The sequence below is a fragment of the Streptomyces niger genome (assembly GCF_000718305.1).
Lineage (GTDB): Bacteria > Actinomycetota > Actinomycetes > Streptomycetales > Streptomycetaceae > Streptomyces > Streptomyces niger.
The window spans coordinates 94505-107774 of the sequence record NZ_JOFQ01000019.1; the positions used below are offsets into that span (position 1 = coordinate 94505).

Annotated in this window: 9 protein-coding genes; 7 read left to right on the forward strand and 2 right to left on the reverse strand. The window is 72.5% G+C overall.

What is annotated here, in order from left to right; translation table 11 throughout:
* Nucleotides 1-42 precede the first annotated feature (42 nt).
* On the forward strand, nucleotides 43-2667 hold the full coding sequence (gene treY, locus IF20_RS29470; RefSeq protein ID WP_052868412.1) for a malto-oligosyltrehalose synthase: 2625 nt from the start codon (nucleotides 43-45) through the stop codon (nucleotides 2665-2667).
* Here treY and IF20_RS29475 read toward each other — a convergent pair.
* Nucleotides 2654-3199 (reverse strand): DUF1707 and FHA domain-containing protein, encoded by a 546-nt coding sequence (locus IF20_RS29475; RefSeq protein ID WP_052868460.1) that lies wholly within the window; start codon nucleotides 3197-3199, stop codon nucleotides 2654-2656. The genes treY and IF20_RS29475 overlap by 14 nt on opposite strands.
* Before the next feature lie 284 nt (nucleotides 3200-3483).
* Here IF20_RS29475 and IF20_RS29480 point away from each other — a divergent pair, with 284 nt between their 5' ends.
* The 4 genes from IF20_RS29480 to IF20_RS29495 all read left to right on the forward strand — a co-directional run bounded on the left by IF20_RS29480 (nucleotide 3484) and on the right by IF20_RS29495 (nucleotide 9437).
* Complete coding sequence (locus IF20_RS29480; RefSeq protein WP_052868413.1) at nucleotides 3484-4401, forward strand: GNAT family N-acetyltransferase; 918 nt, start codon at nucleotides 3484-3486, stop codon at nucleotides 4399-4401.
* A gap of 66 nt (nucleotides 4402-4467) precedes the next feature.
* Complete coding sequence (treZ, locus tag IF20_RS29485; protein ID WP_052868414.1) at nucleotides 4468-6276, forward strand: malto-oligosyltrehalose trehalohydrolase; 1809 nt, start codon at nucleotides 4468-4470, stop codon at nucleotides 6274-6276.
* A gap of 299 nt (nucleotides 6277-6575) precedes the next feature.
* A complete protein-coding gene (locus IF20_RS29490) occupies nucleotides 6576-7604 on the forward strand; it encodes a chitinase (RefSeq protein ID WP_052868415.1) in 1029 nt (342 codons plus the stop codon).
* A 12-nt stretch (nucleotides 7605-7616) separates the two neighbouring features.
* Nucleotides 7617-9437 (forward strand): coagulation factor 5/8 type domain-containing protein, encoded by a 1821-nt coding sequence (locus tag IF20_RS29495; RefSeq protein WP_110944645.1) that lies wholly within the window; start codon nucleotides 7617-7619, stop codon nucleotides 9435-9437.
* A 102-nt stretch (nucleotides 9438-9539) separates the two neighbouring features.
* Here IF20_RS29495 and IF20_RS29500 read toward each other — a convergent pair whose 3' ends face one another.
* Nucleotides 9540-11006: a purine-cytosine permease family protein gene (locus tag IF20_RS29500; RefSeq protein WP_052868416.1), complete on the reverse strand. Its 1467-nt coding sequence runs from the start codon at nucleotides 11004-11006 to the stop codon at nucleotides 9540-9542.
* A gap of 176 nt (nucleotides 11007-11182) precedes the next feature.
* Here IF20_RS29500 and IF20_RS29505 point away from each other — a divergent pair, with 176 nt between their 5' ends.
* Entirely contained in the window at nucleotides 11183-12697 is a 1515-nt protein-coding gene (locus IF20_RS29505) for a PucR family transcriptional regulator (RefSeq protein ID WP_052868417.1), read from the forward strand.
* Between the two features lie 121 nt (nucleotides 12698-12818).
* The gene (locus IF20_RS29510) at nucleotides 12819-13241 is read left to right on the forward strand and encodes a hypothetical protein (protein WP_052868418.1); all 423 of its coding nucleotides are present in this window, start codon (nucleotides 12819-12821) and stop codon (nucleotides 13239-13241) included.
* Nucleotides 13242-13270: the final 29 nt, after the last annotated feature.

A 13270-nucleotide genomic window follows, 5' to 3' on the forward strand; every position in this document is an offset into this window, starting at 1 on the left:
TCGGATGAAGCAACAAGGCACCGTGCGGGTACGTGTGTCCCCATGACGCCCGAATTCAGCGCGCCGCCCACCGCCACCTACCGGTTGCAGCTCCAGCCCGGCTTCCCGTTCGCCGCGGCCGAGAAGGCCGTGCCGTACCTCGCCGACCTGGGCGTCTCGCATCTGCATCTGTCGCCCGTGCTCGGCGCCGTCCCCGGGTCCACGCACGGGTACGACGTGGTGGACCACTCCGTGGTGCGCGCCGAACTGGGCGGGGAGGAGGGGCTGCGCGCGCTGGCGCGGACCGCCGCCGCACACGGCCTGCGGCTCGTGGTGGACCTGGTGCCCAACCACATGGCCCGGCCGGCGCCCGCTTCCTTGAACGGGCCGCTGTGGTCCGTTCTGCGGGACGGGCCCGCCTCACCGTACGCCCGCTGGTTCGACATCGACTGGGAGGGCGGGCACGGCGGGCGGCTGCTGATGCCCGTACTGGGCGGCAGGTTGGCCGACGAGCTGCCCACGATGCGCATCGAAGGGGACGTGCTGCGCTACCACGAACACGCGTTCCCCATCCGGCCGGGTACGGAGCGGCTGCCGCTCCCCCAGCTCCTCGATGCGCAGTGGTACCGGCTCTCCTGGTGGCGGCTGGCCCGCACGGAGTTGAACTACCGGCGCTTCTTCACCATCTCCGAACTGATCGCGGTCCGCGTCGAGGACCCGGAAGTCTTCCGGGCGACGCACGCGACGGTGCTGCGGCTCGTCGAGGACGGCGTGATCGACGGGCTGCGCATCGACCACCCGGACGGGCTGGCGGACCCCGCGGGCTACCTGACGCGGCTGAGCCAGGCCACGGGCGGGCGCTGGACCGTCGTGGAGAAGATCCTCACCGGCGACGAACGGCTGCCGCGGAGCTGGGCGTGCGCGGGCACCACGGGATACGACGCGCTGCGCCACATCGACGGGCTCTTCGTGTGCCCGGAGGGTGCCGAGTTGCTTTTCGGGGCCTACCGGGATGCCGTGGCACCGCTGGCGGACCGCGGCGGCGACTGGGAGGAAACGGTACGGCAGGCCGCGTACGAAGTCGTCACCCACGACCTGGCGGCCGAGGTCGACCGCCTGGTGCGGACGGCGACGCGTATCAGTGAGCGCGCCCCGCACCACGGGGACCACGCGCCTTGGGCCGTGCGCCGCGCCCTGCACGAACTGCTCGTCCGGCTGCCCGTGTACCGCCCGTACGCACAGGACCCGTGGTGCGCGGAACGGGACGCGGCGATGCTGGAGTCCGCCGCGGAGGGGGCTGCCGCCGCCTTCGAGGTGCGCGAGGAGGCCCGCTCCGTGGAGCTGGTGCGGGACCTGGCGCTGGACCGCCGGGGCGGCGACGCCGAGGGCGACGACGCCGCGGACCGCGCCGACTTCGCCGCCCGCTTCGCGCAGACCGCCGCGGCGCTGCACGCCAAGTCGGTCGAGGACCGCGCGTTCTACCGCTACACGCCGCTGCTGTCGGCCTGCGAGGTCGGCGGCGACCCCGGCTGCCCGGCGGTCACCGTGGACGCGTTCCACGCCTTCTGCGGCCATCTGCAGGAGAACTGGCCGACGTCCGGCACGGTGCTGTCCACCCACGACACGAAGCGCAGCTCCGACGTCCGCGCCCGCATCGCCGCGCTGAGCGAGTGCCCCGAAGGCTGGCGCGAGGTCCTGACCCGTCTGAACACCCGTACGGCGCTCACCCTGGACGGCCCGGAGCCCGATCCGCAGATGGCCTGGGCGGCCTGGCAGACGGCCTTCGGGATGGCGCGCCCGGGGGCGGGTGCGGAGCCGGGGACGGCGGCCGCTCCGCGTACGTGCGCCGGCACCGACCTGTACCGGCAGAACGGCATCGCCCCGTATCGGCAGAACGACGTCACCTCGTACCCGCAGGACGGCGTCACCTCGTACCCGCAGGACGGTGTCTCCTTCGAAAGGCTCGAACCGGCGATCCTGAAGGCCGTGCGGGAGTCGGCACTGCACACCACGTGGACCGAGCAGGACTCCGCCTACGAGGAGGCGGTCACCGACTTCTTGGAGGCGGGCCCGTGCAGCCCGGCCGCCGCCGCCGAACTGGCCGCGTTCGCCGACGAGCTGTCCCCCTTCGTCCGCGCCAACGTGCTCGGTGCGGCGCTGCTGCACCTCACCATGCCGGGCGTGCCGGACCTGTATCAGGGCACCGAGCGCGAGTACACGGCGCTCGTCGACCCCGACAACCGTGCGCCCGCGCGCTACTCCCCGGAGTTCCTGGCCGACGTGGACGGTGGCACGGACGGCGGGGCGGCGGCCGGCGACCCGCACGGCTTCCCGGACCTCTCCGCCGAGAAGCTGCGGCTGACCGCTGCCGCGCTGCGGCTGCGCCGCGCGCACCCCGACTGGTTCGGCCCGGAAGGCACCTACCGGCCGCTGCACGCCGAGGGGGATCCGGACCGGCACTGCGTGGCGTTCGCCCGCGCGGACCGCGCGGTGACCGTGGCCACCCGGCTCTCGCTCCGCCTCGCGGAGTCCGGTGGGTGGCACTCGGCCGCCCTGCGGCTGCCGGAGGCGCCGTCCGGGGTCTGGCACGACCTGCTCACGGGCCGCGACTTCGAGGGCCCGTCCGTACCGCTGGCCGCGCTCCTGGACCGGCTTCCGGTCGCGCTCCTCGTGCTCAGCGCCCGGTGAGCACGTAGGCGACGCTGCCGAAGCTGACGTGGTCGCCGGGGGCCACGGCGACCTCACCCAGGACCCGGCGGCCGTTGACGTACGTGCCGTTCATGGAGCCGAGGTCGCGCAGCAACCAGGTGCCCCCGGAGGTGCGGAGCTGCGCGTGGCTACGGGAGACCGTGTCGTGGTGGAGGCGCAGCCCGGCCCCCGGAGCGCGGCCTATCAGGAGGGGGATCGGTCCGGGGTCGGGCAGCAGCAGCTTGGGGAGGCGCTCCGTGCGCCACGCTCTGCGGACCGTGAGGTGGAAGGAGGACGCCTTGCCGACCGCGCGCAGCACGGCGGCCTGGAAGCGGCCGCGGGTGGCCAAGTCGCCGGTCGCCCGGTCCAGTTCGGCGCGGTGTCGGGCGGATAGCACCAGCTCCAGGCGGCGCAGGAAGGTGTCCTGGGACAGCCGCCCGTCGGCCGCGCCCTCGCGCAGCAGCTCCAGCGCGCGGTCCCGCTCGGCATCCGACAACCGGGCCGGCCGTGCCGGGAATTCGAGCGATGACATGTCCATGATTCTCCGGCCGGCCTGCGTTCCTGTCCAGATGAGGCCTGACCGTCACCCGGCCTCCCCTCGGAGGACGACTCCGGGGCCCGGTCAGTTCCCCGGAAAACACCTGGTGTGCCGCACGGTACGACGGATAAGGTCCCACCACAGTACGGGAACGTACGAGCGAAAGGAGGCGAAACGGCATGTACGGCACCGCCGATGACCTGTTCGCGCACTCCCGCTCCGCCCGCTCGCTACGCTGACGGGCCGTCGGGAGCGCGCCTCCCGAGGGGACCCCACCCGTGACCGATCCGGTCATCCGCGCGCTCACCGAGGACGACGCGCATCTCTTCCACACCCTGGACGACCCCACGGCCCCGCTCCTGGGCCACGAACGCTTCGGCCGCCCCTACGCCACGCGTGCGGCCGGCGGCGAGTACCGCCCCGACTGGACGTGGGTCGCGCTGCGCGACGGCGTCGTCGTGGCACGCGCCGCGTGGTGGGCGGGACCGGACGACGCCCGCCCGCTCTCCCTGGACCGGCTGGACTTCGCGCCCGGCGAGGCGGCCGCCGCGACGGAGCTGTTGCGCACCGCGCCGCTGTCGGCCGAGTACGTGCTGATGCTGCCACCCGGATGGCGGGATCTGCCCACCGTACGGGCCGCCGCCGCGGCCCGCACCGCTGTCGTGCGGGCCGCGGGGCTGCGTCTCATGGTCGAGCGCTTCCGGTACACCTGGACCCCCGAATGCGGCGTGCCGGCGGCCCCCGGGCGGCTGGTCTTCCGGCCGGAGCCGGACGACGAGGTGCTCCTGGACGTGCTCCGGGAGGTCGAGCGGGGCTCGCTGGACGCACACGCCCGACAGACCGTCGCCGCGGGCGGCATCGAGCGGGCCGCCCGCGAGGAGCTGGAGTTCTTCCACTGGTGCCCGTCGCCGCGCGAGTGGTGGCGGGTGGCGTACACGCCCGCGGGCGACGTGGTGGGGCTGCATGTCCCCGCCCGCAACCACACCTCCCCGATCGTCGGCTTCATCGGGGTGGTTCCCGGCCAACGTGGCCACGGCTACGCCTACGACCTGCTGGTCGACTGCACACGGCGGCTGGCCTCGCTCGGCGTGGACCGCATCGTCGCCGATACGGACCAGCACAACACCCCAATGGCGGCGGCATTCGCCAAGGCGGGGTACCCGGTCACCCAGGAGCGTGCTTTCTTCGACAGGTAGGCGTGCGCAGGTGCATCGGGTCCGAGGGGCGCGTCGCCGTGCTGTGGCGAGGAGGGAGAGGCCATCGTGCTCTTCGAGGTGTGGGCTCCGGAGGCCGAGCGGGTCGAGCTCGAACGGTGGGACGGCGACGGGGGCCGGGACGCGACCCCCGCGACCGCGCCCCTGGCGCGCTGCCCCTCCCGTACGGGCTGGTGGCGGGTCGAGGCACCGGCCCGCCACGGGGACCGGTACGCCTTCCGGCTGGACGGCGGTGAGCCGCTGCCCGACCCGCGCGCCGCCCGGCTGCCGGACGGACCCGACGGCCCGGCGGCGGTCGTGGACCACGCCCGGTACGCCTGGCAGCACGACTGGCCGGGCCGCGGGCTGCCCGGCGCGGTCCTCTACGAGCTGCACGTAGGCACGTTCACCCCCGGCGGCACGTTCGATTCGGCCGTCGAACGGCTGCCGCACCTGAAGGATCTCGGCATCACGCACATCGAAGTGATGCCGGTCTGCCCCTTCCCGGGCACCCACGGCTGGGGGTACGAGGGCATAGCGCCCTGGGCGGTGCACGAGCCGTACGGCGGCCCGGACGGGCTGAAGCGCTTCGTGGACGCCGCGCACGGCCTCGGGCTCGGCATCGTCCTGGACGTCGTGCACAACCACCTCGGCCCGCACGGCAACCACCTGCCCGCCTTCGGGCCGTACTTCACCGACACCCACCACACCCCCTGGGGCGCCGCCGTCAACCTCGACGCCCCCGGGTCCGACGAGGTCCGCGCCTACTTCCTCGGCAGCGCCCTGGCCTGGCTGCGCGACTACCGCATCGACGGGCTGCGCCTGGACGCCGTGCACGCGCTGCACGACAGCCGGGCCCGGCACTTCCTCGCCGAGCTCTCGGAGGCCGTGGACGCGCTCGGCGCGCAGCTGCGCCGGCCGCTGTTCCTGATCGCCGAGTCCGACCTCAACGACCCTCGTACCACCGCGCCACGCCCCTACGGGGGGCACGGCCTGCACGCACAGTGGAACGACGACTTCCACCACGCCCTGCACGCCGCACTGACCGGCGAGTCGCAGGGCTACTACGCGGACTTCGCGCAGGCCCCGATGGCGGCCCTGGCCACTACCTTGACCAGCGGCTTCTTCCACGCCGGCACGTACTCCAGCTTCCGGGGACGCACGCACGGCGCGCCGCTGGACACGCACACCGTCCCCGCGCACCGCTTGCTCGGTTACGTCCAGACGCACGACCAGATCGGGAACCGCGCGCTCGGCGACCGCCTCTCGGACCGGCTCTCGCCCGCCCTCCAGGCCTGCGCCGCGGCCCTCGTGCTGTGCGCTCCGTACACGCCGATGCTCTTCATGGGTGAGGAGTGGGGCGCCGGCACGCCCTGGCAGTTCTTCACCGACCACACCGACCCCGAGCTGGCGGCGGCGGTGCGCGACGGGCGGCGCCGCGAGTTCGCCGCGCACGGATGGCAGGCGGAGGAGATCCCCGACCCGCAGGACCCGGCCACGCGGGAGCGCTCCTGCCTGGACTGGGCGGAGCCGGGCCGGGCACCGCACGCCGGCCTGCTCGGCTGGTACCGCACGCTGCTCGCGCTCCGTCGCGACCGTGCCGCGCTCACCGACCCCGACCTGACGCGGACGCGGGTGGCGTACGACGAGGAGGGGCGGTGGCTGCGGCTGGACCGTACGGCGGTGCGGGCGGCACCCCGGTCACAGGCGGTGACCGGGGTGCATGTCGCAGTCAATCTGCACCCGTCCCGGACGGCCTCGATCCAGCTGCCGGACACGGCCGCCGAGCCGCTGGCCGGCTGGCCCGCGAAGCCGGCCCCCGTGGCGGGCGGGGCGCTGGAACTGCCGCCGGAGTCGGTGGCGATCCTCGCGTCGTGAGGACCATAGCGTTCACCTCTTGAAGTGATGCGGATGGTTCCGAATCCCTTGACGCCCCTTCGCGCGCCGAGTTAACTCAAGGCGTGAATTAGGTCTGGACCAGCGCGAGTTGCGCGAATCCTGAGCCATTCCCGGCCGTCCTGACGCGGCCTGACCGGCCGTGCACCGCCGGGGAAGGAGTACGACGTCCATGACGTGAGCGTCCAGGACTTCAATGCTCCGGTGCACACGCACTTCTGACGGCAGTGCGGCCGTCCTCGGGTCTCCCCCGCTCCCCCCCACACCGCACAGGAGCCCTTATGCGTTCATCTGCACGACACGGAAGCAGGAAACGGCGCATACGCGCCGTCCGCCGGGGCGCGATCGGCGTCGCCGCAGCGGCGGTCATCGGCGGCACCACCATGGCGGTGGCCGGCGCCGCCCCGGCCGCCGGCCCGAAGGCGGCCGACGCGCCGCAGGCCGTCGCCCCGTACCTGTACAACGGGTGGGGCGACACGCCCGATCCCGCCACGGTCATGGACGCCACCGGCGTCAAGTGGTTCACCCTGGCCTTCGTGCTCAGCAACGGCGAGTGCGACCCCCAGTGGGACGGCAGCCGCCCCCTGACCGGCGGCGTCGACGCGAAGACCGTGGAAGCGGTCCGCGCCAAGGGCGGCGACGTCATCCCCTCCTTCGGCGGCGCGAGCGGCAACAAGCTGGAACAGACCTGCTCGGACGCCTCGGCACTGGCGGGCGCGTACCAGAAGGTGATCGACGCCTACGGCCTCAAGGCCATCGACATCGACATCGAGGGCGACGCCTACAGCGACCCCGACGTACAGCAGAAGACCATCGACGCGCTGAAGCAGGTGAAGGCCGACAACTCCGGTCTGACGACGTACGTCACGTTCCCCAGCGCCCAGGACGGCCCGGACGACACCATGATCAAGCGGGCCGCCGACTCGGGGCTGGAGGTCGACGGTTGGACGATCATGCCGTTCGACTTCGGCGACGCGGGCGGCCAGGACATGGGCGAACTGACCAAGAAGGCCGCCGAGGGCCTGAAGAACACCGTCAAGGACGCCTACGGCTACAGCGACGACGCGGCCTACCGGCACAGCGGCATCTCCTCGATGAACGGCATCACCGACGCCGACGAGCGGGTCACCACGAAGAACTTCGAGGCCATCCGCGCCTACGCCCAGGAGCACCACCTCGCCCGGCTCACCTACTGGTCGGCCAACCACGACCGGCCGTGTGCCGGCGACTACCCCAACGACGACACCTGCTCCGGAGTGGACCAGGAGCCCTGGCAGTTCGCCAACATCTTCGCCGGATACACGGGCTGAGGAGGCCGCCACATGAAGCCGATCACGCCCCGCACCGCGGCCGGCGGCCCGCGCCACCGCAGGCGCCGCGCCCTGCCCGCCGCTGCCGTCGCCCTCGTCCTGACGACCGGTACGGCCGCCCTGCTCTCCACCGAGAGTGCGAGCGCGAAGCCCGAACATGCCGCGTCCCGGCAGAACATCACCGCGGCCGACGCCCCCGACCTCGGCCCGAACGTCGACGTCTTCGACCCATCGATGTCCAAGGACAAGATCCAGTCCCGGCTCGACGCGGTCTTCAAGGAGCAGGAGAAGAACCAGTTCGGCGAGGAGCGGCACGCTCTGCTGTTCAAGCCGGGCAAGTACGACGTGGACGCCAACGTCGGCTTCTACACGCAGGTCGCCGGGCTCGGCCTGTCGCCCGACGACACCGACATCAACGGTGATGTGCACGCCGAAGCCGACTGGTTCGACGACAACGCCACGCAGAACTTCTGGCGGGGCGCCGAGAACCTGGCGGTGACGCCGGCGAACGGCACCGACCGGTGGGCCGTCTCCCAGGCCGCGCCGTTCCGCCGGATGCACGTGAAGGGCAACCTCCAACTGGACCCGAGGAACCACGGCTGGTCCAGCGGTGGTCTGCTCGCCGACACCAAGGTCGACGGTTCGGTCTCCTCCGGGTCGCAGCAGCAGTACCTCTCCCGCAACACCGAGTGGAGCGGCTGGGAAGGCGCCAACTGGAACATGGTGTTCGTCGGCGCGACGAACCCGCCCTCCGGCGACTTCCCCGAGCCGCCGTACACCACGGTGGCCAAGACCCCGAAGTCCCGGGAGAAGCCGTTCCTCTACGTCGACGAGGCGGGCGCGTACAAGGTCTTCGTCCCCGACGTCGCCACGGACTCCCAGGGCACCACATGGGCCGGCGGCGCCCCGAAGGGCACGTCCCTGCCGATCGGCGACTTCTTCATCGCCAAGCCCGGTGTGCAGGCGTCCGAGATCAACGCCGCCCTGGACGCGGGCAAGCACCTGCTGTTCACGCCCGGCGTCTACCACCTGGACGACACGATCAAGGTGACGAAGCCGGACACCGTGGTGTTGGGCCTCGGGCTCGCCACCCTCGTCCCGGACGGCGGCGTCACCGCCCTCTCGGTGGCCGACGTCGACGGTGCGAAGATCGCCGGCCTGCTGATCGACGCCGGCAAGGAGAACTCCGACACGCTGATGGAGATGGGTCAGAAGGGCGCTTCCGCAGATCACTCCGCCGATCCGTCCTCCCTCCACGACGTCTACTTCCGGGTCGGCGGCGCGGGCGTCGGCAAGGCGACCAGGAGCCTCGTCATCAACAGCTCGGACGTCATCGGCGACCACACCTGGATCTGGCGTGCCGACCACGGCGACGGCGTCGGCTGGACGGCGAACACCGCCGACAACGGCCTGACCGTCAACGGTGACGACGTCACGATGTACGGCCTCTTCGTCGAGCACTACCAGAAGGACCAGGTCGTCTGGAACGGCAACGGCGGCCGGACGTACTTCTTCCAGAACGAGATGCCCTACGACCCGCCGGACCAGGGCTCCTGGATGGACGGCGACACCAAGGGCTACGCCGCGTACAAGGTGGCCGACGGGGTCACCGACCACCAGGCGTACGGTCTCGGCAGCTACTGCTTCTTCAACGTCGACAAGTCCGTGGCCGCCGACCGCGCATTCCAGGTGCCGCAGGCGGACGGCGTGACGTTCCACCACATGGTGGCGGTCTCGCTCGGCGGTACGGGCACCATCCACCACGTCATCAACGACAAGGGCGGTCCGGCGAACACGGACAGCCAGGAGGCGTACGTGGTGGACGGCCCGTAAGTCCGGGTCCATGCCCTCCAGCCCTCCCCGCCCCACCCCCCACAGCGAACGGCCGCCGGGTCCACCGGCGGCCGTTCGTGTTCCCGCTGTTCTCGCGCGTTCCTACGGTGCGGTGGCCTCTGCCGGCTCCACCGCGTCCGCCGGCTCCGGGTCGCCGTCCAGCTCGCGCTCGCTCGCCTCGACCGCGGCCTGCTCGGCGGCCAGGTCGAGGTTGCGGTTGAGCAGGTAGTACAGCCCGCCGCCGATGAGCAGACCGGGCACGAAGGAGAGGTCCGCGCCGCCCAAGGCCTTGGCGGCCGGGCCTTCCCAGGCGTGCGTGGCGAAGAACGGGATCATCGTGACGAAGCCGACGGCGTAGGAGACGATGCCGCGCCAGGACCAGCGACCGTAGATGCCGCCGTTCGAGTCGAAGATCGCGGTGACCGCGTAGTGGCCGCGCCGCACGCAGTAGAAGTCCACCAGGTTGACCGCGGTCCACGGCACCAGGAAGTACAGCATCATCAGCACGAAGGTGTTGAAGCTCTCCAGGTAGTTCTCCGGGAGCAGCATGGCGACGGTGAAGATCACGACGCCGACCGCCGCGATGCCGGCGACCCGCAGCCGGACGGTCGGCTTGACCGTACGGAAGGCGTCCACGGCGCTGGTGGTGGTGAGCATCGCGCCGTACGCGTTGACGGCCGTGATGCCGATCAGGGCGACGGAGGAGACCACCACGGCGAAGGTGCCGAAGCCGGGCAGGATGTCGTTGCCGACCTGGCGGATACCGGTGATCGCGCCCGGCTCGGGCAGCGCGGAGGACAGCAGCGCGCCGAGCGACATCAGCCAGACGGCGGAACCGGCCGCGCCGGCGTAGGTCCACCAGATGACCTTGCGGGCCGGGACGTCCTTCGGCAGGTAGCGCGAGTAGTCCGAGACGTAGATCGCGTAGCTGATCTGGTAGCCGGCCGCGGCGGAGAAGACGACCAGGAAGGAGGTCCAGGTCGAACCGCCACCGGACGCGGCGGCGTGCGCGGTACCCGGGTCCAGCTGAACGAACGCCCCGATGGTGAGCACGCCGAAGACGGCGATCAGTACGTACGTCAGCCAGCGCTGCACGAGGTGCAGCAGATCGTGGCCGACGACCGCGAGAACGATCGCGAGGGCGATGATCAGGGCGTACCAGAGGGTGGTGCCACCGGGCAGGACCGTCTGCAGCCCCTCCGTGGCCAGCACCACATTGAAGACGTTGAAGCCGACGTACACGAAGACGACGGCGGCGAAGGGCACGATGGCGCCGCGGGTGCCGAACTGGGCGCGCGACTGGATCATCTGCGGCAGGCCCATCCGGGGGCCCTGGTTCGCGTGGAACGCCATGAAGAAGGTGCCGAAACAGGCACCGAGAATCACGGCCAGCACGGACATGCCCAGGCTCAGGCCCAGCTCGGGGCCGAGGAAGCCGGTGACCATCGTGGTGAGCACGAAGTTCCCGGTGAACCAGAACGGCCCCTGGTGCCATACCTTGCCGTGGCGCTCGCGCACGGGCACGTAGTCGATCGAGCGTTGTTCGATGACCCTGGGGGCGGCATCCATGGGTCCTCCTCGGGTGGTGCGGTGCTCGGCTCGGGGGCCGTAGTACGGGGACGGTGGGGGCCTACGGGGGTGGTGCGGCCCGGGGGTCAGCGCGGTGGTGTGAACCTACGGTCCGTTCGGAGCCGCTTCGATCGCCCGATCGTCCATCCGATAGATATGTGATGGACACTATGTCTATGCCGTTGTACCTGACCGACCTCCTCGCCCGTGCCGACCTGAACCTCTCGGTCACCGGCGCCCCGGCGCCCGGGCTACTGGACCGCACGATCGAGGCCGCCACCGTCTCCGACCTGCTGCATCCCGGAGAGTGGCTGCAGGGCGGCGAGCTGCTGATGACCATCGGCCTGCTGCTCCCGATGGAGCCCGCCGACTGCCGGGCGTACGTCGCCGACGTGGCGGCCGGCGGCGCCGCGGCCCTGGCGCTCGGCCTCGGGCACGGCCTGCCGTACCAGGCGGCGCCGCAGCCCCTGGTGGACGCGGCGCAGGAGGCCGGGCTGCCGCTGCTCACCGTCCCGGACGAGGTGCCGTTCATCGCCGTCACGAAGGCCGTCTTCGAGGCGCGCGCCCACGAGGAGCGGCAGGTGCTCCAGCGGGCCTTCGCGACCCAGCGGCGGCTGACCGCGGCGGCCACCGACAACGGGCTGCGCCCGATGCTGGAGGAGTGGACGGCCGCCACCGGGGTCGGCGCAGCAGTCCTGGACCCGATGGGCCGACTGCTCGCTTCGGGCGGGGCGGACGCCGCCCCTGTAGTGGAGGACGCCCGCGACCTCGTCGACCGGGTGGCCTCCCGAGGGCTGCGCGGCAGCGCCGCCAGCACGGCCGGCGGGCGGCAACTGGAGGTGCAGCCGCTGGGCGCCCGTAGGCTGCGCGGCCTGCTCCTCCTCAGTGGCGGCCCCGACGCCGCGGCCCGCGCCGTCGTACCCGGCCTGGTCTCGCTCCTCTCCCTGGAGCTGGAGCGTCGCCACCTCATGGACGAGCCCGAACGGCGCCGCCGTTCCGCGCTGCTCGCCGAACTTCTCACCGAACCGGAGGCCGGCCAGGAGCGTGCGGCGGGCCGCGCGCGGGACATCCTCGCCTCCGTGGGCCTGGCCGCCGACCGCGTACGTGGCGTGGTGTTCGAGGCGCCACGAGAAAGCGCCCAGGAGTCGGCCGCCGATCTCGCCCTCGCCGTACCGGGCGGCCTGGTGCGGGTCACCGAGAAGGGCCTCGTCGAGGCCGTGGTCGGCGCGGAGCTGGACGTACGGGACGTGCTCGGCCGCTTCGCGCCGGGCTGCCCGGCGGGCCTCGGCCCGCTGACGGCCCCGGAGACCGTACGGACGTCCCTGCGGCAGGCCGCCGGGCTGCTGAGCCTCAGCCGGGCCGCGGGCGAGCCCGTGGAGGCCCGGGAGAGCCAGGCCAGCCGGCTGCTGCTGGACCTGGGCGACCGGCGCACCCTCCTCGGCTACGCGGACGCCGTCCTCGGCCCTCTCGACCTCACGGACAACGGCGAGGAGCTGATCGCGACGCTGGCCGCCTGGCTGGAGTCCGGCGGCTCCTGGGACACCACCAGCCGCCGCCTGGGCGTGCACCGCCACACCGTCCGCAACCGCCTCGACAAGGCGATGTCCCTCACCGGCCGCCGCCTGGACGACGCCGACGACCGCTTCGACCTGTGGCTGGCCACCCGGATCCGGCGCGGCGGGCAGGTGTGACACCGCGGCGCCCGTGGCGGGCGGGCCCGCCCGCGCCACGGGTACGGCCCGCCGTCCACAAGGGAGCGGGCGCGGCCCTTCGGGGGTAGCCTCCCGGCGGAACGAGGGGGCAGGAGGTTCCGTGAGCGACGAGTCCTTCCGCGCCGAGGCGCGCGGCGACGGCCGCGTCCACCAGTCGGGCCGGGATCAGTACATCATCGAGGACCGCCGGACGTTCCACGTGCACCGCGCGCCACCGGGCCACGCATCCGCGCCCACGTCCGCGGAACAGCTGGCCCGGGGCGAAGAGCTGCTGGCCTCGGGCGAGTTCGCCCAAGCCGCCGCCGTCCTGCGCGAGGCGCTGCGTGCGGCCGAGTCGGACGCGCGCGAGCAGGGCCTCTCACTGGCCGGCCGGCAGGGACCGCGGGCCGAACAGACCGACTGGGACACGGCGCGGTCCGCCGCCCGGCGGAGCGAACGGGCCTGCGCCGCCGCGTACGGGGAGACCCATCCGTACACGGAGGCGGCACGAGCGCTGCGCCTTCGGGCGGAGCGGGGCGCGTGACACGAGTGACGCGGGGCGCGAGCCACCTG

Excerpts from the sequence above, each read along its gene's own strand:
- IF20_RS29505 (WP_052868417.1), top strand. The coding sequence starts at position 11,183 with ATGCCGTTGTACCTGACCGACCTCCTCGCCCGTGCCGACCTGAACCTC.
- IF20_RS29500 (WP_052868416.1), bottom strand. The coding sequence starts at position 11,006 with ATGGATGCCGCCCCCAGGGTCATCGAACAACGCTCGATCGACTACGTG.
- IF20_RS29475 (WP_052868460.1), bottom strand. The coding sequence starts at position 3,199 with ATGTCATCGCTCGAATTCCCGGCACGGCCGGCCCGGTTGTCGGATGCC.
- IF20_RS29495 (WP_110944645.1), top strand. The coding sequence starts at position 7,617 with ATGAAGCCGATCACGCCCCGCACCGCGGCCGGCGGCCCGCGCCACCGC.
- treY (WP_052868412.1), top strand. The coding sequence starts at position 43 with ATGACGCCCGAATTCAGCGCGCCGCCCACCGCCACCTACCGGTTGCAG.
- IF20_RS29490 (WP_052868415.1), top strand. The coding sequence starts at position 6,576 with ATGCGTTCATCTGCACGACACGGAAGCAGGAAACGGCGCATACGCGCC.